General features: G+C 73.7%; 24 protein-coding genes. 15 read left to right on the top strand and 9 right to left on the bottom strand.

Annotated elements, in window-relative coordinates; genetic code table 11:
* The first annotated feature begins 56 nt into the window (after positions 1–56).
* From ABD363_RS11765 to ABD363_RS11775, 3 genes are read left to right on the top strand one after another with little or no spacing between them, the layout of a single operon-like run.
* Positions 57–644 carry a DUF5998 family protein gene (locus ABD363_RS11765; RefSeq protein ID WP_344602432.1) on the top strand — a complete coding sequence of 196 codons (588 nt, stop codon included), beginning with the start codon at positions 57–59 and terminating at the stop codon, positions 642–644.
* A complete protein-coding gene (locus ABD363_RS11770; RefSeq protein ID WP_344602434.1) occupies positions 644–1,888 on the top strand; it encodes an alkaline phosphatase family protein in 1,245 nt (414 codons plus the stop codon). Before ABD363_RS11765 ends, ABD363_RS11770 begins: the two co-directional genes overlap by 1 nt.
* Before the next feature lie 44 nt (positions 1,889–1,932).
* Positions 1,933–2,583, top strand: a complete 651-nt coding sequence (locus ABD363_RS11775) for a thymidine kinase (RefSeq protein ID WP_344602436.1) — start codon at positions 1,933–1,935, stop codon at positions 2,581–2,583.
* A 24-nt stretch (positions 2,584–2,607) separates the two neighbouring features.
* Here the strand turns inward: ABD363_RS11775 and ABD363_RS11780 are convergent, their stop codons facing one another.
* From ABD363_RS11780 to ABD363_RS11790, 3 genes are all read right to left on the bottom strand, one after another.
* Complete coding sequence (locus ABD363_RS11780; RefSeq protein WP_344602438.1) at positions 2,608–3,483, bottom strand: PhzF family phenazine biosynthesis protein; 876 nt, start codon at positions 3,481–3,483, stop codon at positions 2,608–2,610.
* A 252-nt stretch (positions 3,484–3,735) separates the two neighbouring features.
* Positions 3,736–3,951, bottom strand: a complete 216-nt coding sequence (locus tag ABD363_RS11785; RefSeq protein ID WP_344602440.1) for a DUF397 domain-containing protein — start codon at positions 3,949–3,951, stop codon at positions 3,736–3,738.
* Positions 3,948–4,883 (bottom strand): helix-turn-helix domain-containing protein, encoded by a 936-nt coding sequence (locus tag ABD363_RS11790; RefSeq protein WP_344602442.1) that lies wholly within the window; start codon positions 4,881–4,883, stop codon positions 3,948–3,950. The genes ABD363_RS11785 and ABD363_RS11790 overlap by 4 nt, the downstream gene beginning before the upstream one ends.
* A gap of 151 nt (positions 4,884–5,034) precedes the next feature.
* On the opposite strand from ABD363_RS11790, the gene ABD363_RS11795 reads away from it, so the two are divergent.
* Positions 5,035–5,547, top strand: coding sequence for an ATP-binding protein (locus tag ABD363_RS11795; protein WP_344602444.1), 513 nt, complete (start codon positions 5,035–5,037; stop codon positions 5,545–5,547).
* Between the two features lie 328 nt (positions 5,548–5,875).
* On the opposite strand, the gene ABD363_RS11800 is transcribed toward ABD363_RS11795, so the two are convergent.
* The gene (locus tag ABD363_RS11800) at positions 5,876–6,706 is read right to left on the bottom strand and encodes a VOC family protein (RefSeq protein ID WP_344602446.1); all 831 of its coding nucleotides are present in this window, start codon (positions 6,704–6,706) and stop codon (positions 5,876–5,878) included.
* A 292-nt stretch (positions 6,707–6,998) separates the two neighbouring features.
* Between ABD363_RS11800 and ABD363_RS11805 the strand changes: the two genes are divergently transcribed.
* Complete coding sequence (locus ABD363_RS11805; RefSeq protein ID WP_344602448.1) at positions 6,999–7,850, top strand: sulfurtransferase; 852 nt, start codon at positions 6,999–7,001, stop codon at positions 7,848–7,850.
* 152 nt (positions 7,851–8,002) lie between these two features.
* On the opposite strand, the gene sepH is transcribed toward ABD363_RS11805, so the two are convergent.
* Positions 8,003–9,034 (bottom strand): septation protein SepH, encoded by a 1,032-nt coding sequence (gene sepH / locus ABD363_RS11810; RefSeq protein WP_344602450.1) that lies wholly within the window; start codon positions 9,032–9,034, stop codon positions 8,003–8,005.
* A 500-nt stretch (positions 9,035–9,534) separates the two neighbouring features.
* Here sepH and ABD363_RS11815 point away from each other — a divergent pair, with 500 nt between their 5' ends.
* Entirely contained in the window at positions 9,535–10,371 is an 837-nt protein-coding gene (locus ABD363_RS11815) for a hypothetical protein (RefSeq protein ID WP_344602452.1), read from the top strand.
* On the opposite strand, the gene ABD363_RS11820 is transcribed toward ABD363_RS11815, so the two are convergent.
* Together ABD363_RS11820 and ABD363_RS11825 are read right to left on the bottom strand one after the other, a co-directional pair.
* Entirely contained in the window at positions 10,295–11,614 is a 1,320-nt protein-coding gene (locus tag ABD363_RS11820) for a D-arabinono-1,4-lactone oxidase (protein WP_344602454.1), read from the bottom strand. The two genes, ABD363_RS11815 and ABD363_RS11820, sit on opposite strands and share 77 nt — an antisense overlap.
* Positions 11,574–12,812 carry an MFS transporter gene (locus tag ABD363_RS11825; protein ID WP_344602456.1) on the bottom strand — a complete coding sequence of 413 codons (1,239 nt, stop codon included), beginning with the start codon at positions 12,810–12,812 and terminating at the stop codon, positions 11,574–11,576. The genes ABD363_RS11820 and ABD363_RS11825 overlap by 41 nt, the downstream gene beginning before the upstream one ends.
* A gap of 223 nt (positions 12,813–13,035) precedes the next feature.
* On the opposite strand from ABD363_RS11825, the gene ABD363_RS11830 reads away from it, so the two are divergent.
* Both ABD363_RS11830 and ABD363_RS11835 read left to right on the top strand, forming a co-directional pair.
* A complete protein-coding gene (locus tag ABD363_RS11830; protein ID WP_344602457.1) occupies positions 13,036–14,163 on the top strand; it encodes a ferrochelatase in 1,128 nt (375 codons plus the stop codon).
* 8 nt (positions 14,164–14,171) lie between these two features.
* Positions 14,172–14,987, top strand: a complete 816-nt coding sequence (locus ABD363_RS11835; protein WP_344602459.1) for an inositol monophosphatase family protein — start codon at positions 14,172–14,174, stop codon at positions 14,985–14,987.
* A gap of 154 nt (positions 14,988–15,141) precedes the next feature.
* Here ABD363_RS11835 and ABD363_RS11840 read toward each other — a convergent pair whose 3' ends face one another.
* A complete protein-coding gene (locus ABD363_RS11840) occupies positions 15,142–15,315 on the bottom strand; it encodes a hypothetical protein (RefSeq protein ID WP_344602461.1) in 174 nt (57 codons plus the stop codon).
* A 422-nt stretch (positions 15,316–15,737) separates the two neighbouring features.
* Between ABD363_RS11840 and ABD363_RS11845 the strand changes: the two genes are divergently transcribed.
* The 4 genes from ABD363_RS11845 (at position 15,738) to ABD363_RS11860 (ending at position 19,274) form a co-directional block, all read left to right on the top strand.
* A complete protein-coding gene (locus ABD363_RS11845; RefSeq protein WP_004982445.1) occupies positions 15,738–16,391 on the top strand; it encodes a response regulator transcription factor in 654 nt (217 codons plus the stop codon).
* 5 nt (positions 16,392–16,396) lie between these two features.
* Entirely contained in the window at positions 16,397–17,632 is a 1,236-nt protein-coding gene (locus ABD363_RS11850; protein WP_344602465.1) for a sensor histidine kinase, read from the top strand.
* Between the two features lie 405 nt (positions 17,633–18,037).
* On the top strand, positions 18,038–18,334 hold the full coding sequence (locus tag ABD363_RS11855; RefSeq protein WP_043504706.1) for a DUF4193 domain-containing protein: 297 nt from the start codon (positions 18,038–18,040) through the stop codon (positions 18,332–18,334).
* Positions 18,335–18,347: 13 nt separating this feature from the next.
* A complete protein-coding gene (locus tag ABD363_RS11860) occupies positions 18,348–19,274 on the top strand; it encodes a hypothetical protein (protein WP_344602467.1) in 927 nt (308 codons plus the stop codon).
* 18 nt (positions 19,275–19,292) lie between these two features.
* Here ABD363_RS11860 and ABD363_RS11865 read toward each other — a convergent pair whose 3' ends face one another.
* Positions 19,293–19,763 carry a DUF3093 domain-containing protein gene (locus ABD363_RS11865; RefSeq protein WP_344602469.1) on the bottom strand — a complete coding sequence of 157 codons (471 nt, stop codon included), beginning with the start codon at positions 19,761–19,763 and terminating at the stop codon, positions 19,293–19,295.
* Positions 19,764–20,040: 277 nt separating this feature from the next.
* Here ABD363_RS11865 and ABD363_RS11870 point away from each other — a divergent pair, with 277 nt between their 5' ends.
* From ABD363_RS11870 to ABD363_RS11880, 3 genes are read left to right on the top strand one after another with little or no spacing between them, the layout of a single operon-like run.
* A complete protein-coding gene (locus ABD363_RS11870; RefSeq protein WP_344602471.1) occupies positions 20,041–20,625 on the top strand; it encodes a PaaI family thioesterase in 585 nt (194 codons plus the stop codon).
* Positions 20,622–21,173 (top strand): dUTP diphosphatase, encoded by a 552-nt coding sequence (gene dut, locus ABD363_RS11875; RefSeq protein ID WP_344602473.1) that lies wholly within the window; start codon positions 20,622–20,624, stop codon positions 21,171–21,173. Before ABD363_RS11870 ends, dut begins: the two co-directional genes overlap by 4 nt.
* Before the next feature lies 1 nt (position 21,174).
* Entirely contained in the window at positions 21,175–21,930 is a 756-nt protein-coding gene (locus tag ABD363_RS11880; RefSeq protein WP_344602475.1) for a DUF3710 domain-containing protein, read from the top strand.
* The last annotated feature ends 210 nt before the right edge of the window (positions 21,931–22,140 follow it).

Raw genomic sequence — 22,140 nt, 5'->3', positions numbered from 1 at the left:
CGGGGGCGACCGTGACCGGTGCCTCGCAGTCGGTGCGCCCCCGTAGGATGGACGGCATGGCCAAGACCAGTACGACGACCCAGGAGCTGCGTGCGGCGATCGAGCGCAGCGGCTACTACCCGGCCCTCGTGGCCGAGGCGGTGGAGACCGCCGTGGGCGGCGAGCCCATCCGGTCGTACCTGGTCCACCAGGAGACGACGTTCGACCAGAACGAGGTGCGGCGGCACGTGACGGTGCTGGTCCTCACCGACCACCGCTTCATCGTCAGCCACACCGACGAGCAGGCCGCGGACGACACCTCCCCGACGCCGTACGCGACGACGTCCACCGAGTCCGTGAAGCTCGGCCGGATCTCCTCCATCGTCGTCAGCCGCGTGGTCGCCAACCCGGAGCAGTACCGGCCGGGCACGCTGCCGCGCGAGGTGGTGCTGACCATCGGCTGGGGCGCCGTCTCCCGCATCGATCTGGAACCGGCCGCCTGCGGCGACCCCAACTGCGAGGCCGACCACGGCTACACGGGCAGCTCCACGGCCGACGACCTCAGCCTGCGCGTCAGCGAGGCCGGGGACGGCCCGGAGACCGTGCGCCAGGCCCTCGCCTTCGCCCAGGCGCTCTCCGAGGCGACCGCGGACAGCGCGCGCTGATGTCCCACCCGTCCTCTCCCCCCGCCGCCCACGACCGGGGCCGCTCCGTGCCCGCCCCCGCGGATCCCGCCTGGGACCACCCGGAACCGCTCCCCGTCGACTCCGCGCCCCGCCCCGAGTACGGCACCGGCTCGCTCGCCGATCTGCTGCCCACGCTCGCCGCCGGCATGGGCGTCCCCGGCACGACCGCCGCGATCCCGGAGCTGACCCCCGTCGACCGCGCCTGCGTCTTCCTGATCGACGGCCTCGGCTGGGAGCAGCTGCGGGCACATCCCGAGGACGCCCCCTTCATGACGTCCCTGCTGGCCACCTCGCGCGGCGGCACCGGACGTCCGCTCACCGCCGGCTACCCGGCCACCACCGCGACCTCCCTCGCCTCCGTCGGCACCGGCCTGCCGCCCGGCGCGCACGGCCTGCCCGGCTACACCGTGCGGGACCCGGCCACCGGCGAGCTGATGAACCAGCTGCGCTGGCAGCCGTGGACGGAGCCGAGCGCCTGGCAGCCCCACCCCACGGTCTTCCAGCTCGCGCAGCGCGCCGGGGTGCACGCCGCCCAGGTCACCTCCCCGGCGTTCGAGAACACCCCGCTGACCAAGGTCGCGCTCAGCGGCGGGACGTTCCTCGGGCGGCTGTCCGGCGAGGACCGCGTGGACCTCGCGGCCGAGCAACTGGCCGCCGCCGACCGTTCCCTGGTCTACACGTACTACGCCGAGGTCGACGGCGCCGGCCACCGCTTCGGCGTGGACTCCGACGCCTGGCGCGGCCAGCTCGGCCACGTCGACCGGCTGGTCCAGCGCCTGGCCGAGCAACTGCCGCCGCGCAGCGCGCTCTACGTCACCGCCGACCACGGCATGATCGACGTGCCCTTCGACGAGCAGCACCGCATCGACTTCGACGAGGACTGGGAGCTGCGCGCCGGGGTCGCCCTGCTGGGCGGCGAGGGGCGCGCGCGGCACGTCTACGCGCTGCCGGGCGCCGAGAACGACGTCCTGACCTGCTGGCGCGAGGTGCTCGGCGAGCAGTTCTGGGTGGCCTCGCGGGACGAGGCGATCGCGGCGGGCTGGTTCGGCCCCTCCGTCGACGAGCGGGTGTACGGCCGGATCGGCGACGTGGTCGCCGCCGCGCGGGACGACGTGCTGATCATCGCGTCGGAGCGGGAGCCGAAGGAGTCGGCGATGACCGGCAACCACGGCTCGATGACCCCTGCCGAGCAGCTGGTCCCCCTGCTCGAAGTACGCCCCTGACCCCGTCCCCCTGCCGTCCGCTGCCGAAAGGTGCTCATCCCCCCATGCCCGAGCTGGTGTTCTTCTCCGGAACGATGGACTGCGGGAAGTCGACGCTGGCTCTCCAGATCGAGCACAACCGTTCGGCGCGCGGCCTGACGGGCATGATCTTCACGCGGAACGACCGCGCGGGCGAGGGCAAGCTCTCCTCCCGCCTCGGCCTGGTCACCGACGCGGTGGAGGTCGAGGACGACACGGACCTGTACGCGTATCTCGTCGACCACCTCTCGCAGGGCGGGCGTGCGGACTACGTGATCGCGGACGAGGCGCAGTTCCTGACGCCGGAGCAGATCGACCAGCTCGCGCGCGTGGTCGACGACCTGGAACTCGACGTCTACGCCTTCGGCATCACCACCGACTTCCGCTCCAAGCTGTTCCCCGGCTCCCAGCGGCTGGTCGAACTGGCCGACCGGGTCGAGGTCCTGCAGGTCGAGGCGCTGTGCTGGTGCGGCGCCCGCGCCACGCACAACGCCCGCACGATAGGCGGCGTCATGGTCGTCGAGGGCGCCCAGGTGGTCGTCGGCGACGTCAACCAGTCCGCGGACGAGGTCGGTTACGAGGTGCTGTGCCGGCGGCACCACCGGCGCCGCATGACGGCGGCGACGGCCCGCGCCGCGGCGCTGTCCCCGGACGTCCTGCCCGTGGCTCCGGCCTGACCCCGCTCGGGCGGCGGCCGCCGCTCAGCCGATGCGGGTTCCCGCGCCGCCGACGCGGACGCGCGGGTCGCCCGCGCGCAGCGTCACCGTGAGTTCGCCGGGGCGGCCCAGGTCCTCACCCTGGTGCAGGGTGAGGACGGCGTCCTCGGGGACCAGGCCGAACTCGCGGGCGTACGCGCCGAACGCGGCGGCCGCCGCGCCGGTCGCCGGGTCCTCGACCACGCCGCCGACGGGGAACGGGTCACGGACGTGGAAGACGGTGGCCGACTCCCGCCACACCAGCTGGACCGTGGTCAGGTCCAGTCGGTGCATCAGGGCTTCGAGGCGCGCGAAGTCGTACGCGAGATCCGCGAGCCGGGCGCGCGTCGCCGCCGCGAGGACGAGATGGCGGGCGCCGGCGAACGCGATGCGCGGCGGGAAGGCCGGATCGAGGTCGGCGGCCGGCCAGCCGAGCGCGGCGAGCGCCTCGTCGAGGTCGGCGCCGGCGATCTCCTCGATGTGCGGCTCGACGCTGGTGAGCGTGGCCCGGAGCGTCCCGCCCTCTTCGGTCACCTCCACCGGCACGGTGCCGGCGCGGGTCGCGAACACCAGCTCCCCGGGGCCGATCCGCTCGGCGAGCGCGACGGCGGTCGCGACCGTGGCGTGCCCGCAGAACGGCACCTCGGCCTTGGGACTGAAGTAGCGGATGCCGTACGCCCGCCCCTCCCGGCCGTCGAGGCCCTCCGGGGGCGCGGTCAGGAACGCGGACTCCGAGTACCCGAGGCCGGCGGCGATGGCCAGCATGTCACCGTCGTCCAGGCCGGTGGCGTCCAGGACGACACCGGCGGGGTTCCCGCCGGCGGGGTCACCGGAGAAGGCGGTGTAGCGCAGCACCTCGGGCCGCGGCGCGTTCGTCGTCATGCTCGCGGCAACGCGGGGTGAACCCACGCCTATTCCCGGACACGGGCGGAGACGGAAACGGGCGCCCGCGACGGGCCGGCGCGGCGGCCCGCTCCAGTCGCCGAAGGCGAACTCGTCGCCGCCCGGGCGCAGTTCGTCCCCGGTCCGGAGGGATTCGCCGCGGCGGGGGACCACGGCGCCGTCACCGGCCACGGCACGGCCCGCTCGCCCATGGGCGACGAGGTCCTCGCGGCTCCCGCGACCGTACGAGCGTCAGACGCACCGCTCCGACGAGGCCAGCCCGACGAACCCCGCCCACGCCGCACGCGACACCGTGACGACGGGCCCGGCGGCGGCCTTGGAGTCACGGACATGCACAGCAGCCGAACCGGCTGCGACCTCCACACATTGACCGCCCTCGGTTCCGCTGTAGCTGCTCTTGAACCAGACGAGGCCGGATGCGGCGGTCGAGGACTCGGCGTCGTTCATAGCGCCCCCAGCAACTCTTCGACGAACTTCATCGACTCTCGCGGACTGAGAGCCTGTGATCGGATGATCCCATAGCGTGCGGCTGCGAGAACCGTCTGTTCTGGGTCGGTCTCAAGAGCACTGGTCGCGTGCGTCTCGGTGTAGACGAACTTCTTGCCGTCTTTCCGGGTGACGACCGTGAACGGCCCGTTCACGCCTGCGTTCTCCTCACACTCGGTCGGCATGACCTGGATCTCGACGTTCTGCTTCTGGCCGATGAGGAGAATGAACTCCAGTTGTCCCCGCAGCACTTCCGTGCCGCCGTACCGATGCCGCAGCACCGCCTCATCCATCACGAAGCTCAACAGTGGGGCAGGCCGCCGGTCGAAGATGTCCTGCCGGGCCAGCCGAGCAGTTACCCGCTGCTCGACCGTTTCCGGGTTCAGGGGCGGACGCCGCATCGCGAGCAGCGCTCTCATGTACTCCTCGGTCTGGAGCAGCCCGTTGACGACGTGGGTGTCGTACATGAGCAGCTCAAGACATTCCTTCTCCAGAGCCGCCATCCCCTGGAAGAACACCGGATACTGGGCCCGCTCCACCTGCTCCTTCCACAGGCACAGCAACCCGCCCGCCCCCAGCACCTCGTCGGCCCGCTCGATCGTCCTCGGTGACGGAATCCGCCGCCCCTGCTCGAACGACGCGATCGTGGACGCCGAGTACCCGAGCCGCCGCCCGAACTCCTCGCGCTCCAGCCCCTCCCGCAGCCGCAGCGTCTTCATGGTCTGCCCGAACGCGACGACGACCCCTTTCCCCGCCTCGTCCTCCGGCCGCCGCCCGGCTCCGTCGCCGTGGTCCCAGCCGTCCCCGAGGCTCACGAACGCTCCCGCTCCGCCGTCGCCGCGCTCCCCGGGAACCGCCTCGGCCCCCGCCACCGCGTCCTCGCGCTCCGTCATGACCAACCACCGCCTCTCCTCGCTCAACGCCCCCGCGAGGGACGCCGTCACGGCACGCGGCTCGTACTCGCGCGGACGGTGCGCGTACAACCGCCCCCTGTCACCGCGTCACCGCTGGTGACGCTGCGCGACCGACGGGAGCGTGAGGGGCATGACGACGAAACCCGCCGATCCCGTCGGCGCCACCCGGCCCGCCGCCTCCAGTGCCCCCTCGAAGGCGCCCTTGCCGCCGGACCTCACCTTCGAGATGCGCTTCACCTCCACGCCCCGCGGAGCGCGCCTCGCCCGCCGCCTCGCCGCCGTCCGCCTGGACGCGGGGGGCGTCCCGTACGGCACCGACCCGCACGACGCGATCGTGCTGATCGTCGCCGAGCTCACCTCGAACGCCGTGCGCCACGGGCACGTCCCCGGCCGGGATTTCCTCCTCCGCCTGCACGCCGCCCCCGACGGCCGCACCGTACGCGTCGAGGTCACCGACACCCGTGCCGAACGCCACCCCCGCCGCCCCGCCGCCCCCGAGGACGCCGCCGGCCCCGAGGAGGCCGGCCGCGGGCTGCTCCTCGTGTCGCGGCTCGCGGCCCGCTGGGACTGGCACCCGTGCCCGGACGGTCCCGGCAAGACCGTCTGGGCGGAGTACGCGTTCCCGGCACGGTCCCGGCGGTGAACCCGCCCGGACCACCCGGAGCGGACCGGGCGAGCGCGGAGCGCACGGCCCGTGCCAGGTGACCGGCCGGCGATCCGACGCGTCCACAAGTCGCCTGCCCATGAGGAAGGCGACAGCCAGGGCCACCGGTCCTTCCGCACGGCAGGAGCCGCGCCGACCTCTGCGGTTCCCCTCGCCGACAGGCATCCCGGCGGCCCCGCTGCCCCGGCGCCTGCCGGTGCTCCCCCTCCCGCCGGCGCGCCCCGGGGCTGGGAGGGCGGTGAGGCCGGGACGCCCCCGGCGAGGGAGCGGGCGAGACACCCGGGTCGGCCGAAGGGACCGGACGGTCTCACCCTCCCGAGCGGCCCGCGGGGACGGCCTCGGGGCGCTGCAGCAGCGAGAACCGCGCCCCCTCCGGGTCCGCCACCAGGGCCACCCGCCCGCGGGCGCCGTCCCGGAGCGGCCCGAGGACGTGGCCGCCCAGGTGGACGAGGCGTGCCACGGCGTCGTCCGCGTCGGTCACCTCGAAGTACGTCATCCAGTGCGGACCCCGGTCGCGGGGCAGGGCGCTGCCCACGCCGCGGATCCCGGCGACGGGGCGGCCGTCCAGATGGAGGGTCACGTAGTCGGGATCGGCGCGGACCACCGGCTCCTGCGCGAAACCGAACACCGTCCGGTAGAACTTGGCGACGCTCTCGGCCTCGAAGGTCAGCAGCTCGTTCCAGGCGGGGGCGCCGGGCCCGCCCGCGACGGACGGGCCGGGGCAGGGCGCCGCCCGCCGGATGCCGAAGACCGCGCCGGCCGGGTCCGAGCAGATCGCCAGACGCCCCGCGCCGGGGACGTCCAGCGGGCCCACCCCGATCGTGCCGCCGCACAGCCGTGCCCTCCCGGCCGTCACGTCCACCTCGTCCGAGGCGAAGTGGGGCGTCCAGGCGACCGGCAGGCGCCGGTCCGGGGGCAGGCGGCCGATGCCGGCCACCTCGTGACCGTCGAGCAGGGCCCGCAGGCAGGGGCCGAGCCGCTGGGGGCCCGCCCGGAACTCCCAGCCGAACAGCGCCCCGTAGAACTCCTGGGCCGCGGCCGGTCCGCGCACCGTCAGGCTCACCCAGCAGGGCGTGCCGGGCGCGTGCCGGGCGGGCCGCTCGCCGTCCGGGCGGGCCGGCCCCCGTGCGTCGGTCATGGTCACTCTCTCCCCGGCCTCTCGCGGTGGCCGTGTCGCTTCCGCTCCGCCCCCCGTGCCGATGCCCGTGCCGGCCGTGGTGCGGCGCGCTTCCGGCGCGCCCCGAGGGACGGCCCCTGCCCGGAAGACGCCTGGTGTGCGGTTCCGTGTTCATCTCCGCGCGACGGCTGACGGACGCCGACCGTCCTTACATCATGTGTACGGTCCCGTACGGCCGGTGACCGGAGCCGCTCGGCGGGCAGAGTAGCCGGACACGGACGAGTCGGCCACCCCGTGCGCGAGGATGGTGGCCATGAACGCCATCATCTCCGCATCCGAACTCGCGAGCGCTCTGGCGGCGGGCGACCCGCCCGTCCTGCTCGACGTCCGCTGGCAGCTGAGCGTCCCCAAGGCGGCCGGGGAGCCGTCGTTCGACGGCCGCGCCGCGTACGGGGCCGGGCACATCCCCGGGGCGGTCTTCGTCGACCTGGACCGGGAACTGGCCTCCCCGCCCGGTGCGGGCGGACGGCATCCGCTGCCCGACGTCGCCGGGTTCGGCGCCGCGATGCGCCGGGCGGGCGTGTCGTCCGGGAGGCCGGTGGTGGTGTACGACGGCGGGCAGGGCTGGGCGGCGGCCCGCGCCTGGTGGCTGCTGCGCTGGACGGGTCACCCGGACGTGAGGGTTCTCGACGGCGGGTTGACGGCCTGGGAGGGGCCTCTGGAGACATCGGTGCCGACGCCCGCCCAGGGGGACTTCGAGCCGGCGCCGGGGGCCACCGGGCTGCTGGACGCCGACGGGGCCGCGGCGCTGGCGCGGTCCGGAGTGCTGCTCGACGCGCGCGCGGGGGAGCGGTACCGGGGCGAGGTGGAGCCGATCGACCCGGTCGGGGGCCACATCCCGGGTGCCGTCTCCGCGCCGACGACCGACAACGTGGGGGCGGACGGGCGGTTCCGGCCCGCGGAGGAACTCCGCGCGCGTTTCCGGGAGCTGGGAGTGTCCGACGGCACGGAGGTCGGCGTGTACTGCGGTTCGGGCGTCTCCGCGGCGCACGAGGTGCTGGCGCTGGCCGTGGCGGGCCTTCCGGCCGCGCTGTACGTGGGCTCGTGGTCGGAGTGGTCGGCGGACCCGTCGCGACCGGTCGCCGTGGGGCCCGATCCGCAGTAGCCGGTGCCGCGTACGGCGCGGTGCGTGGGCCGGCACCCGGCCCACGGCGGGCGGCGCCGCGGGCCCGGCCCCGGTCCGCGGGAACGGGCGTCGCACAGGACGGCGTGAGGGCCCGCACCCGACGGCGCGGACCCTCCTCCTCGTACGGCCCTCTACTCCTGCTTCTTGCGGCGCGTCCCGAAGACGATCTCGTCCCAGCTCGGGACGGCCGCCCGGCGGCCCGGGCGGACGCCGTCGGCCTCGGCCTGGCGGTCGGTGGCGCCGACGAGCCGGTCGCGGTGACTGCCGACGGAGCGCGGCATGAGCACGTCGGCGTAGGCGGCGCCGGCCGAGGCGGCGGGCGCCGGGGGCTCCTCCTCCACGGCCTCCTCGTCGGGCTCCTCCACGGACTCCGGGGAGCGCTCGGGGACCACCAGATCGCCCCGGAAGTTCGGCACCGCCTCCAGCAGGCTGGTCAGCGAGTCCCGTTCGTCCGTGCTCTCCTCGGCCGGCTCGGGGCTCTGCGCCGGCAGGGTCGGCCGCTCCCGGTCGTGGGACCGGTCCAGCGTCCGCTCGCGCGGCAGCCGGGCGATGCGCGGCACGAACGGAAAGCTGGGCTCCGGCGCGGCGAGGTCGTCGGACTCGCCGATCAGCGCGCGCGCCTCGTCGTCGACGGCCTGGACCAGCCGCCGGGGCGGGTCGTACGTCCAGCTCGCCGAGTGCGGTTCGCCCGCGACGCGGTAGACCAGCAGGACTTCCCAGGTGCCGTCGTCGCGGCGCCAGGAGTCCCACTGGACGGTGTCCTTCTCGGCGCCGCGCAGCAGCAGCCGCTCCTGGACGGCCTCGCCGAGCGGCGGGCCGGAGTTCTCGCCGGGGCGGCGGACCGGGGTCTTGCGGGCCCGCTCGGCCATGAAGGCGCGCTCGGCCAGCACGGGGCCCTCGAAACGGCGTACGCGATCGACGGGGATGCCGGCCATCTGGGCGACTTCCTCCGCCGTCGCGCCCGCACGTATCCGTGCCTGGATGTCGCGGGGGCGGAGATGGCTCTCCACCTCGATCTCGATCTGGCCGAGGCGGGGACGGTCGCCGCGTACGGCGGCGCGGAGGCGTTCGTCGATCGGAAGCGTGTACTCCGTTGAGTCCGCAGCCTTCAGCACCAGCCGTGTGCCGTCATTCGAGACGGCCACGACACGCAGTTCGGGCATGGGGACCTCCCGGGTGGTGCCTGCCGACGTCACGTGCGTCGCTGCTTCCGCTAGTCGAGTGTGGCCTGCCCGGGTGCAGCCTGCCACAACCTTGCCGAGTTGCCCGGCGTGTCGGGCGCGGGCCCTGGATCGCCGTTATGGCACGGTTACCTGTTCGCCACGCTAAGTGACCAACTCCGTCACCCTGTGCACCTAGCCCCCTTCCGGCGGTCCGTTCGGGTCCTGCGCACCCTGACGGGAGACCGGACCCAGGGCTCGCAACAGTACTCCATTCGGGCCACGTGCGTGGATTGGCACGCCGCCCGTCTTCCGGCAAGGGGGGCGACTTGGCCGCCGTGGCGCGAACTCCCCGGTCTCCGGCGTGGTGAATTTCACGCAATCGCCAGAAACGGAACTAATGGTTTCGCTTTTACGTCCCTTTCTTGCACAGTTGACTGATCGCGTCATCGATCAAGTCGAAATGGCCGATCAGGTACGGGAAAGGCAGGCAAGGTCCGGGGATGCGTGAAAGACCCGATGTCGTCGACGGGACGAGCGGCCCGCGGGAGGCGGAGAGGAAGCGGATCGACCTGAGCGTGCCGCAGGTGGCGGGCAGCGCCCTGGCGGCGGTGGTGGCCGCCGGACTCGCCTCCTGCTTCGGCGTCTACGGCACGATCCTCGGAGCCGGCGTGGTCAGCGCGATCGCCACCTGCGGCGGCACGCTCTTCCAGCACCTCCTCAAACGCACCGGCGAGCAGTTCCGGGACGCCGCCGCGGCCCCCGGGCGGCCCGGGGCGCAGGCGCCGCCCGCGCCGGGCGAGTTCACCGGGGGGACCGTCTACCGCGCCCGGGCCGGTGGCCGGAAGCGGCCGGTGCTCGCCGCGATCCTGGTCTTCGGCGTCACGATGACCGCGATCACCGCGTACGAACTGGCGTCGGGCCACCGCCTCGACGGCGGGCGGAGCACGACCGTCGGCGGCGTGCTCTCCGGCCCCGGAGCGTCCTCCTCGCGCTCCGGGGAGCCGGAAGGCTCCGACAGCTCCGGCGACCCCGACGGCTCCGGGGGCTCCGCGTCCCCCGCGGATCCGGACGCCGGCGACGAGGCGCCGCCGGCCACCCCGTCCGGCGCCCCGTCCGGGACCGGTGGCACCGCCCCGTCGGGCGGTGCCTCCCCGGACGGCGGCACCGCGTCGAGCCCGGCGCCGAACCCCACCGGAAGCCGGGACCCCGGCGGCGACTCCGGCGGCGGCACCGCGTCGAGCCCGGCCCCGAGCGCGTCGGCTACGGCCCCAGAACCCTCCGCAGATAGTCGTTCTGGAACCGCCGGTCCGGGTCGAGACGGTCCCGCAGCGCCGTGAACTCGCCGAAGCGGGGATACACCCGGGAGAGGTACGCGGCGTCCCGGGTGTGCACCTTGCCCCAGTGCGGCCGCCCCCCGTGCGCGGTGAAGATGCGCTCGGCGGCGGTGAAGTACGCCCGGTAGGGCGTGCCCCTGAACATGTGGACGGCGACGTACGCGCTGTCCCGGCCCGAGGCCGTGGAGAGCGGGATGTCGTCGGCCGGGGCGGTGCGCACCTCGACGGGGAAGCCGATCCGCAGGGACGAGCGGTCGACCAGCGCCTTCAGCTCCCGCACCGTGCCGACCAGGGCCTCGCGCGGAACGGCGTACTCCATCTCCACGAAGCGCACCCGGCGGGGCGACGTGAAGACCTTGTAGGGGATGTCGGTGTAGGTCCGCGCGGACAGGGCCCTGCTGGAGATCCGCGCGATCGCGGGCACCGCGGCGGGCACCGCGCGGCCCACCCGGCTGACCACCTCGAAGGCCCCGTTGGAGAGGAACTCGTCCTCGAACCAGGCCCTGGCCCGCCCCACCGGCCGCTCGGGGCCCGCACTGCGGTTGTTGCGTTTGGTGTGGGTGTTGCCGGTGTGGGGGAACCAGTAGAACTCGAAGTGCTCGTTCTCGGCCCACAGGGCGTCGAAGTCGGCGAGGACCCGCTCCAGCGGCATCGGCTCCTCGCGGGCCGTGAGCAGGAAGACCGGCTCCACGGCGAAGGTGATCGCGCTGACCACGCCCAGGGCGCCCAGGCCGATGCGGGCGGCCGCGAAGACCTCCGGGTTCTCCCTCGCGGAGCAGGTGAGCACGGAGCCGTCCGCCGTGACCAGCTCCAGGGCCCTGATCTCGGCGGCGATCGAGCCGGACTCGCGGCCCGTGCCGTGCGTGCCGGTACTGGTGGCCCCGGAGACCGTCTGCTCCATGATGTCGCCCATGTTCGTCAGCGACAGGCCCTCGCGCGCGAGGGCCCTGTTGAGCCGCTTGAGCGGGGTTCCGGCCTCGACCGTGACCGTCATGGCCGCCCGGTCGATGCCGCGTATGCCGGTCAGCAGGTGGGGGCGTATCAGCACCCCGTCGGTGGCGGCCACGGACGTGAAGGAGTGCCCGGTGCCGACGGCCTTCACCCGCAGCCCGTCCTCGGCGGCCCTCCGCACGGCCTCGGCCAGTTCGTCGACGGAGGCGGGAGCGACCTCCCGCGCGGGACGCGCGCGGACATTGCCGCCCCAGTTACGCCACGTGCCGTTCGTCCCGTTCGCCGTGCTGCCCAACGGTGCCTCCCCGACCCGGAGCCGGCCGCTTGAGCCGGCGGTACCCGAGGAAACCGACCACGACCGCGACGCCCCCGGCCACCGCCGGGACCCCGTACCCGGCGCGCGCCCCGGCCGCGTCGATCACCCAGCCGGCCGCGGAGGAGCCGACCGCGACCCCGACCGCGAGCCCGGTGCTCACCCAGGTCATGCCCTCGGTCAGCTGCGCGCGTGGTACGTGCTCTTCGATGAGGGACATCGTCGTGATCATCGTGGGAGCGATCGACAGGCCCGCGACGAAGAGTGCCACGGCCAGAAACGGCAGGTTCCCGACCAGTAGGAGGGGGATCATACTCACGCCCATCGCGCAGACGCCCAGCAACCAGCGGTACTCGGGCGCCCCCGTGAAACGCAGCAGCCCGAACACGGCCCCCGCCACGCAGGAACCGGCCGCGTACACCGCCAGGACGACGCTCGCGGCGCCCTTGTGGCCCCGCTCGTCGGCGAAGGCGACGGTGACCACGTCGACCGCCCCGAAGATCGCCCCGGTCGCCACGAAGGTGGTCACCAGCACCTGCAGGCCCCGGGAGCGCAGCGCCGAACCGCCGCCGTGCCGCTCACGCGGGTGGGGTTCGGGCTCGGTGGCGCGCTGCGCGGTCAGCCAGAAGACGCCGGCCGCCAGGAAGCAGGCGGCCAGCAGCGGCCCGGCCTCCGGGAACCAGGCCGTGGACAGGCCGATGGAGATGATCGGCCCGAAGATGAAGCAGATCTCGTCGACGACGGACTCGAAGGAGTACGCCGTGTGCAGCTGCGGGGTGCCCCGGTACAGGGCCGCCCAGCGCGCCCGGATCATCGCGCCGACGCTCGGCACGCAGCCGACGCCGACGCAGCACACGAACAGGAGCCAGTCCGGCCAGCCGTAGTGCGCGGTGAGCAGGAGCCCGGCCGCGGCGACGAGCGAGACGAGCGTCGCCGGGCGCAGCACCCGCCGCTGCCCGTACTGGTCCACCAGGCGCGAGATCTGCGGGCCGGCCACCGCGGCGGCGAGCGCGATGGTCGCCGACAGGGCGCCGGCGAGGCCGTAGCGGCCGGTCAGCTGGGAGACCATCGTCACCACGCCGATGCCCATCATCGACAGCGGCATACGGCCGAGGAAGCCCGCGGCGGAGAAGGCCTTGGAGCCGGGAGCGGCGAACAGGGCGCGGTAGGGGCTGGGCACGGGCTTCTCCGGCGGGTCCGGTACGGCACGGTCGAAGGGCTCCCGGCCGGCGTGCTGGGAACCGGACCGGGGGCAGGGCGCGGCAACAAGCTGAGTAAGGCGTGAACCCAGCCGATACAGATTACCGGTTAGGTAACCCTAATGCACTCCCGGTCCGGGGCCGGAGGCGGGGCCCGGCACCCGCCGTTTCCCGGCTGTCCGTGCCGGGTGGCAGGATCGAGCCATGCCAGACGTGCTCCATGCCACCCCCTACGACGCCTTGCTCCTGCTCTCGTTCGGCGGCCCCGAAGGCCCGGACGACGTGGTCCCGTTCCTGGAGAACGTGACCCGCGGACGCGGCATCCCCAAGGAACGCCTGAAGGAAGTCGGCCGGCACTACTTCCTGTTCGGCGGGGTCAGCCCGATCAACGACCAGAACCGCGCCCTGCTGGACGCCCTGCGCAAGGACTTCGCCGACCACGGCCTGGACCTGCCGGTCTACTGGGGCAACCGCAACTGGGCCCCGTACCTGACGGACACCCTGCGCGACATGGTCCGCGACGGCCGCCGCCGCATCCTCGTCCTCGCCACCAGCGCCTACGCCTCCTACTCGGGCTGCCGCCAGTACCGCGAGAACCTCGCCGACGCGCTCGCCGCCCTGGAGGCGGAGGGCCTGGAGCTGCCCAGGATCGACAAGCTGCGGCACTACTTCAACCACCCGGGCTTCGTGGAGCCCATGATCGACGGGGTGATCCGGTCCCTCGCCGACCTTCCCGAGGAGGTCCGGGACGGCGCGCACATCGCGTTCACGACCCACTCGATCCCGAACTCCGCCGCGGACACCTCCGGCCCCGTCGAGCAGCACGGCGACGGCGGCGCCTACGTCAGGCAGCACCTGGACGTCGCGCGGCTGATCGCCGACGCCGTCCGCGAGCGCACCGGCGTCGACCACCCCTGGCAGCTCGTCTACCAGTCCCGCTCCGGCGCCCCGCACATCCCGTGGCTGGAGCCCGACATCTGCGACCACCTGGAGGAGCGGCACGCGGCCGGCGTCCCGGCCGTCGTCATGGCCCCGATCGGCTTCGTCTCCGACCACATGGAGGTCCTGTACGACCTCGATACGGAGGCCACGGCCAAGGCCGAGGAGCTGGGGCTGCCGGTGCGCCGCTCGGCCACCGTCGGCGCCGACCCGCGGTTCGCCGCCGCGATCCGCGAGCTCGTCCTGGAGCGGGCCGCCGCCGAGCGCGGACAGCGCGTCACGCCGTGCGCCCTGGGCACGCTCGGCGCCGGCCACGACGTCTGCCCGGTGGGCTGCTGCCCGGCCCGTGCCCCGCGCCCCGCCGCCGCGGGCGCCGACAGCCCCTACGCGTGAGGAGCCCCGTGACCGACCCCCTGCACGAGGAACTGCTCGGGCTCGCCCGGGAGGCCGCCCGCCGCGCGGGCGAGCTGCTGCGGGACGGCCGCCCGGCCGACCTGGCGGTCGCCGCCACCAAGTCCAGCCCGATCGACGTGGTCACCGAGATGGACATCGCGGCGGAGAAGCTGATCACCGGCCTGATCGCGGACCGCCGTCCGGACGACGGCTTCCTCGGCGAGGAGGGCGCCGCCACCGAGGGCACCAGCGGGATCCGCTGGGTGATCGATCCGCTCGACGGCACGGTGAACTACCTGTACGGCCTGCCGACCTGGGCCGTCTCCATCGCCGCCGAGCGGGACGGGGAGACGGTCGTCGGCGTGGTCGCGGCCCCGATGCGCGGCGAGACCTACCACGCGGTCCGGGGCGGGGGAGCCTGGGCGACCGGCGCCTGGGACGGCGAGCGGCGGCTCGCCTGCCGCCCCGCGCCGCCGCTGGACCAGGCCCTGGTCTCCACCGGCTTCAACTACGTCGCCGAGGTCCGCGCCCACCAGGCCGAGGTCGCGCGGAGGATGATCCCGCTGCTGCGCGACATCCGGCGCGGCGGCTCGGCCGCGGTCGACCTGTGCGACCTCGCCGCGGGCCGCCTCGACGGGTACTACGAGCGCGGACTGAACGCCTGGGACTTCGCCGCGGGCGACCTCATCGCCCGGGAGGCGGGCGCGCTGACCGGCGGACGCCCCGGAGAGCGCCCGTCGCGGGAGCTGACGGTCGCGGGCACACCGGGCGTCTTCGAGCCCCTCCAGCGGCTCCTGGAGGACTTCGGCGCCTGGCACGACTGACGGCACCGCCGCGCCGGCCCGCGTGCTCGCGCGAGGGCCGGCGCCAGGAGCGGGCCGGTGACCGCGAAGGGCCGACGGCGCGTGGACGCGGCCGCCTTCCGACGGGACGGGGCCCCGGCGGTGGCACCGCCGGGGCCCCGTCCCGTCGGGCCGGTCAGACGCCGGACGCGCCGACCTCCACACCGTGCTCGGCGGCGAGGCGGCGCAGGTCGTCGAGCTCGGCCAGCTCCACTTCGACGAGGAAGTCGTCGCCCTCGTCACGAGCCCGCGACAGGTCGGACTCGGTCGCCTTTATGCGCTGCAGAAGTCCTGCGGTGAAAGCGTCCATGCTGCGCCCCCTCGTCCTGGGTCGTGGGTCGGTGGCACGGGGGTGTGCCGGTTCGGGAGGGGCGATCACGTCTCCGGTGGGCGCCCGGCGCGCCGCTCCGCCGGGCGGCGGCGGCGCCGGACATCCACGCCCGCCCTGCGGAAAGCGGAGTGCTGTGCACCGCGCGGTGGTGCGGTACATGCAGAGCGTGATCGCGGGGTGTAAACCCGTCCTCCCCCTGCTCCCTCCCGCGGAAACCTCGGCCGCCCGAGAATTTCCTCCGCCGCCGGTTCCCAGGTCCGCCCGGCCCGGCCCCCCTCCCCCTGCCTTACAGCCGACTTACGGACGAAAAGTGCAGGATGGAGGCAACACACCCACGGACACCCCGCCCGCGTGCGGCCCCCCACGCCGCCGTGCGGACGGACACAGGAAGGACAAGCGACGTGCGCGTACTCGTCGTCGAGGACGAGCAACTGCTCGCCGATGCGGTGGCCACCGGACTGCGCCGGGAGGCCATGGCCGTCGACGTCGTGTACGACGGTGCGGCCGCCCTGGAGCGCATCGGCGTCAACGACTACGACGTGGTCGTCCTCGACCGCGACCTCCCGCTCGTGCACGGCGACGACGTCTGCCGCAGGATCGTCGAGCTCGGCATGCCCACGCGCGTGCTGATGCTCACCGCCTCCGGCGACGTCAGCGACCGGGTGGAGGGCCTGGAGATCGGCGCCGACGACTATCTGCCCAAGCCCTTCGCGTTCAGCGAGCTCATCGCCCGCGTGCGCGCCCTCGGACGGCGTACGAGCGTGCCCCTGCCGCCCGTCCTGGAGCGCGCCGGGATCAAACTCGACCCCAACCGCCGCGAGGTCTTCCGCGACGGCAGGGAGGTCCAGCTCGCGCCCAAGGAGTTCGCGGTCCTCGAGGTGCTCATGCGCAGCGAGGGCGCGGTCGTCTCCGCGGAGCAGCTCCTGGAGAAGGCCTGGGACGAGAACACCGACCCGTTCACCAACGTGGTGCGGGTCACCGTCATGACCCTGCGCCGCAAGCTGGGCGAGCCGCCCGTCATCGTCACCGTCCCCGGCTCCGGCTACCGGATCTGATCCCCGTGGCCACGACACCCGCGCCCCCTCAGGCGCCCCCCAAGCCCACCTGGGACCCCCGCAGGCCGGTGCAGCCCTTCCCCTGGCTGCGGCCGACCATCCGGATACGGCTCACGCTGCTGTACGGCGGCATGTTCCTGATCGCCGGCATCCTGCTGCTGTCGATCATCTACCTGCTCGCCGCGAGCGCCCTGAACGTGGGCAGCGACCTGCCCTTCAAGATCCTCTCCGGCCAGGTGTCCAGCAAGACCTGCAACCTGGGCCCCTCCCCGCTGCCCGCGGACGAGCTCAACGAGGCGCTGGGCGCCTGTGTGAACGAGCAGCGCCAGCACGCGCTGGACACCCTGCTCAGCCGCTCCCTGCTGGCCCTCCTCGGCCTCGCCGTCATCGCCTTCGCCTTCGGCTACGCGATGGCCGGCCGGGTCCTGTCGCCGCTGGGCCGGATCACCCGCACCGCGCGCGCGGTGGCCGGCTCCGACCTGTCCCGCCGCATCGAGCTGGACGGCCCGGACGACGAGCTGAAGGAACTCGCCGACACCTTCGACGACATGCTGGAGCGGCTGCAGCGCGCCTTCACCGCCCAGCAGCGCTTCGTCGGCAACGCCTCGCACGAGCTGCGCACCCCGCTCGCGATCAACCGCACGCTCCTCGAGGTCCATCTGTCCGATCCCGGCGCCCCGGTGGAACTGCAGCAGCTCGGCAAGACGCTGCTGGCCACCAACGAACGCAGCGAACAGCTCGTCGAGGGCCTGCTGCTGCTCGCCCGCAGCGACAACCAGATCGTCGAGCGCAAGCCGGTCGACCTCGCCGAGGTCGCCTCGCAGGCCATCGACCAGGTGCGGGCCGAGGCGGAGGCCAAGGGCGTGGAGATCCGCGGCGAGCGGCAGCCCGTGGTCGTCCAGGGCAACGGCGTGCTGCTGGAGCGGATCGCCCTGAACCTCGTGCAGAACGCCGTGCGCTACAACGTCCCCGAGGACGGCTGGGTCGAGGTCACCACCGAGGCGCAGCACGGCCGGGCGGTCCTGGTCGTCTCCAACACCGGCCCGGTCGTGCCGGCGTACGAGGTCGACAACCTCTTCGAGCCGTTCCGGCGGCTGCGCACGGAGCGCACGGGCAGCGACAAGGGCGTCGGCCTGGGCCTGTCCATCGTCCGCTCCGTGGCCCGGGCGCACGGCGGGCACATCTACGCCCAGCCGCGCGAGGGAGGCGGGCTCGTGATGCGAGTCACGCTGCCCATCTGAGATCATGCCGTCGATCGTCCCGCCGACTTCCACCGATGTTCGCTTTGCGCGGAATTTTCGGAAGGGCGCGCCGACGCTCGCATGTGTGATCGATCACAACGGCGTTTTTCCGGTCGTCTACTCTCCGTGGTCGCGTACGCCCCTGGAAAGTCGGGAAAATCCTGGTTTTCAGGGGTCCTGATCACGGGAAGTACACGGTGAGACGCCTTTGAAGTGCGGCCTTCGGACCGTGTACGGTCCCCATCGCCATCCAAGCCGATCACCCCTGAGGGGTCCGGTTGGGTGTCGATTGAGTAACAGACCTTGATGTGAGGCAAAATCTCCGCCTCGGGTCGGGCACAAGTCCGGCCTCTCACGCGTTACGTGCGCTGGAGACACCGCAGACACCCAGAGGGGGAGAGCGACATGGCAACCGATTACGACACTCCACGCAAGACCGACGACGACGTCGACTCGGACAGCCTCGAAGAACTGAAGGCCCGGCGGAACGACAAGTCGGCCTCCTCCGTGGACGTCGACGAGTTCGAGGCCGCCGAGGGCCTCGAACTGCCCGGCGCCGATCTCTCGAACGAGGAGCTGGCCGTCCGGGTGCTGCCGAAGCAGCAGGACGAGTTCACGTGCATGAGCTGCTTCCTGGTGCACCACCGCAGCCAGCTGGCCCGGGAGAAGAACGGCCAGCCCATCTGCCGCGACTGCGACTGAGGGCGGGTCGGCCGTGACTGGCTCGACCCCTCCTTGGAAGCGCCGCTTCTCCAGGGGAGCGGACCGAGGGCCGTCCGACGGCCCGCACGGCACGCGTGACGACGGGCGAGGCTCAACCGACACCGGAGCGGCCTCGCTCGGACCGGCGGCCGGCCGGAGCGACCTCCCGGCGCCCGCGGAGGCCCCCGAGCCCGTCGCCCGACGCCGGACGGCGGTGATCCGGGACCTGACCAGGCGGGGCGTCCGCAAGGGCGGCGACCGCGCCCGGGCGGGCCTCGGGCACCTCGCCGACCGGATCATCGACCTGGCCCCGCGGGTCCCCGTACGGGACCTGGCGACACTCCGCAGGCAGTTCCCCGGTCTCGGGCCCGAGGAACTCGCCGACAAGCTCGTGGCGGGCGCCGCCACGGCGACGGCGACGGTCGGAGCGGGCATCGGCGCCGCGGCGATGCTGCCCGTACCGCCCGCGATGCCCGCGGAACTGGCCGCCGAGATCACCGGGGTCGCGGCGATCGAGCTGAAGCTGATCGCCGAACTCCACGAGGTGTACGGCGCGCGACCGCCCGGCAACCTCAAGCAGCGCAGCACCGCGTATCTGAACGCCTGGTCGGACGAGCGCGGGATCGACGTGACCAAGCCGTCGACGCTGAGCACGGCGATGAACGGCCATGTGAAGCGCCAGCTGCGTCAGCAGATCATGAAGCGGATGGTGCGCAACCTGCCGAACCTGATGCCGTTCCTGGTGGGCGCGACCGTGGGGGCGGTCATGAACCGGCGGGACACCAGAAGACTCGCCGCCCGCGTCCGGGAGGACCTGCGCCGGACGCAGGTGCCGTGGGAGGCGCTCGACGGCCTTCCGGACCTGGAACGCCCGGCGGACGCGCTGGAGATCGGGGAGCGTCCCGAGAACCCCTCGCACCGCGGGGGAGACGGACGCTGAGCCCTGCCGTCGGCCGCGCTACTGCGCCGTCTGCGCTGCCCGCGCCGCCTTCAGCGCCTGGGCCAGCCGCTCCGGCTCGCGGGTCGACAGGTAGAGGTACGGCGTCGGATCGTCCGGGTCGGTGACCTCGACGCGCAGGGCCGTGGGGATGTAGGCGCGCAGCAGCAGGAAAGCCCGGGTGTCGGCCTTGTACGTGCGCCAGGCGCGCGCCTCCTCGGTGTCCAGCGCCTGGGCCTCGCCCAGCGCCGTGACCGGGATCCGGGCGTCGCCCGCGATCAGCGAACCGCCCACGACCCGGATGCGGACCGAGCCGTAGGAGCTGACGACGACCGCGGCGGCGGCCGCGCCGCCGGCCAGCCCGCCCAGCATCGGCAGCGTGCCGAAGGGGAGCAGGATCAGGCCCAGGGAGACCCCGGCCAGGAACGAGACGATCCACCACGAGCGCGGGGCGGTGAGGCGTTCTTCGTACGGGGCGGCGGAGAGCTGCATGAAGCCAAGCTTGGCACGGTGTCCGGCTCGTGCCGGAGCCGGGGCGGCCGGCGCGGAGCGCTGTCCGGTGGGGCGGTGGTGGGTGACGGGCGGGGGCGGGGGTCGGCGCGGAGCGCTGTCCGGTAGGGCGGTGGTGGGTGACGGGCGGGGGCGGGGGTCGGCGCGGAGCGCTGTCCGGTGGGGCGGTGGTGGGTGACGGGCGGGGGCGGGGGTCGGCGCGGAGCGCTGTCCGATAGGGCGGTGGTGGGTGACGGGCGGGCCGGTAAGGTCTGCGCCTGTGAGTGGTACTTCCGCAGCTCTTCAGCCTCCCGCCGATGCCGTGGAACCGGTGCGGCACCCCGACGCTCCCGCGCCCGGTGAGCTGCTGGGCGCGCACTACGACGGGTGTTTCGGGTGCGGCGGCGGGCAGCCGCACGGGCTGCGCCTGGCGGCGCGGGCCGGCGAGGGCGTGTCCCTGACCGCCGAGTTCACCGTGCGGCCCGCCCATCAGGGCGCTCCCGGCCTGGCGCACGGCGGGGTGCTCGCCGCCGCTCTGGACGAGGCCCTCGGCTCGCTGAACTGGCTGCTGGGGACGATCGCGGTGACCGGGCGGCTGGAGACCGATTTCATATCTCCCGTGCCGGTCGGCGCGACACTGCATCTGGAGGCCGAGGTGACCGCGGTCGCGGGCCGGAAGATCTACTCCACCGCGACCGGGCGGATCGGCGGTCCCGACGGGCCCGTCGCCGTCCGTGCCGAGGCCCTCTTCGTCGAGGTGAAGGTCGACCACTTCATCGACCACGGCCGCGAGGAGGAGATCCGGGCCGCCATGAACGATCCGGTCCAGGTCCGCCGCGCCCGCGCCTTCGAGGTGAACCCGTGAGCCGGGGCCCCGTGGACGTGCTGATCCGGCGTGTCGACCCGGACGTACCGCTTCCGACGTACGCGCATCCCGGTGACGCGGGGGCCGATCTGCGCACCACCGAGGCATGCGAACTGGCGCCCGGGGAGCGGGCCGTCCTGCCCACGGGCGTGTGCGTGGCGCTCCCGGAGGGGTACGCGGCCTTCGTGCATCCGCGCTCCGGTCTCGCCGCCCGTTGCGGTGTCGCCCTCGTGAATGCCCCGGGGACGGTTGATGCCGGGTACCGTGGGGAGATCAAGGTGATCGTGGTGAATCTCGACCCGCGCGAGCCCGTGCGGTTCGAGCGCTTCGACCGGATTGCCCAACTGGTCGTCCAGCAGGTCGAGAGGGTCCGCTTCCAGGAGGTCGCGGAGCTTCCCGACTCGGTGCGGGCCGAGGGGGGCTTCGGGTCCACCGGCGGCCACGCCGCGGTGGGCGACGCAAGCGGCACAAGCGGTCAGGCCGCCGTGGGCGGCACGACGGGTGGGAATCGATACGCTTCGGTCGTATCCGACCGGGAAGGACAGTGACGTGTTCGGACGTCGCAAGAAGAAGGGTGCCGCCGAGGGCGCGGCCGGCGAGGCCGAGCAGGTCGTCGACAGCGTCGACACTGAGGCGGACGGCGAGGCCGAGCGGGTGAGGCTCGAACCCGAGCCGCGGCCCGACGGGCCCTGGGACAGCTCCGAGGTGCGCAACCCCGGCGAGGGCCGCGTCGATCTGGGCGGACTGTTCGTGCCGGGCGTCGAGGGCATGGAGCTGCGGGTGGAGGTCGCGGGCGACGCGATCGTCGCGGCGACCGTCGTGCTGCGCGACAGCGCCATCCAGCTGCAGGCCTTCGCCGCGCCCAAGCGCGAGGGCATCTGGAGCGAGGTGCGCGAGGAGATCGCGGCCGGCATCACCCAGCAGGGCGGCATCGTCGACGAGGTCGAGGGTCCGCTGGGCTGGGAGCTGCGGGCCCAGGTGCCGGTGCAGCTGCCGGACGGCACGGGCGGCTTCCAGGTCGTGCGGTTCGTCGGCGTGGACGGGCCCCGCTGGTTCCTGCGCGGCGTGATCTCGGGCCAGGGCGCGGTGCAGCCGCAGGCCGCGGGGCTGCTGGAGCAGATCTTCCGGGACACCGTCGTGGTCCGCGGCGACGGTCCGATGGCGCCGCGCGACCCGATCGTCCTCAAGCTGCCGAACGACGCGCAGATGGTTCCCGAGAACGTCCAGCAGGAGGAGACCGGCTCCCGCTTCGCCGGCGGCATGGGCCAGCTGCAGCGCGGACCGGAGATCACGGAGGTCCGGTAGGAACCGGGCCGGAGGAGACGCGTCAGGGCCGCGTTCCCGCGAGGGGGCGCGGCCCTTCGCCGTGTGCGGATGCGCGGGTCCGTCGGCGGGCACCGGCGGATCCGTCACCGTTCGTCCCTCCGTGCGCGGACGGACGGTGGACGGACGTACGGGCTCGTCGACCGTGCGTGTGATGGTTCGGGGCGTCGGCCGATCGTCCCGCCCGCCCCG

The sequence above is a fragment of the Streptomyces glaucus genome (genome assembly GCF_039533365.1).
GTDB classification, from domain to species: domain Bacteria; phylum Actinomycetota; class Actinomycetes; order Streptomycetales; family Streptomycetaceae; genus Streptomyces; species Streptomyces glaucus.
The sequence above is the reverse complement of the archived record's forward strand: the minus strand, read 5'-3'. Positions and strand labels throughout refer to the sequence as shown.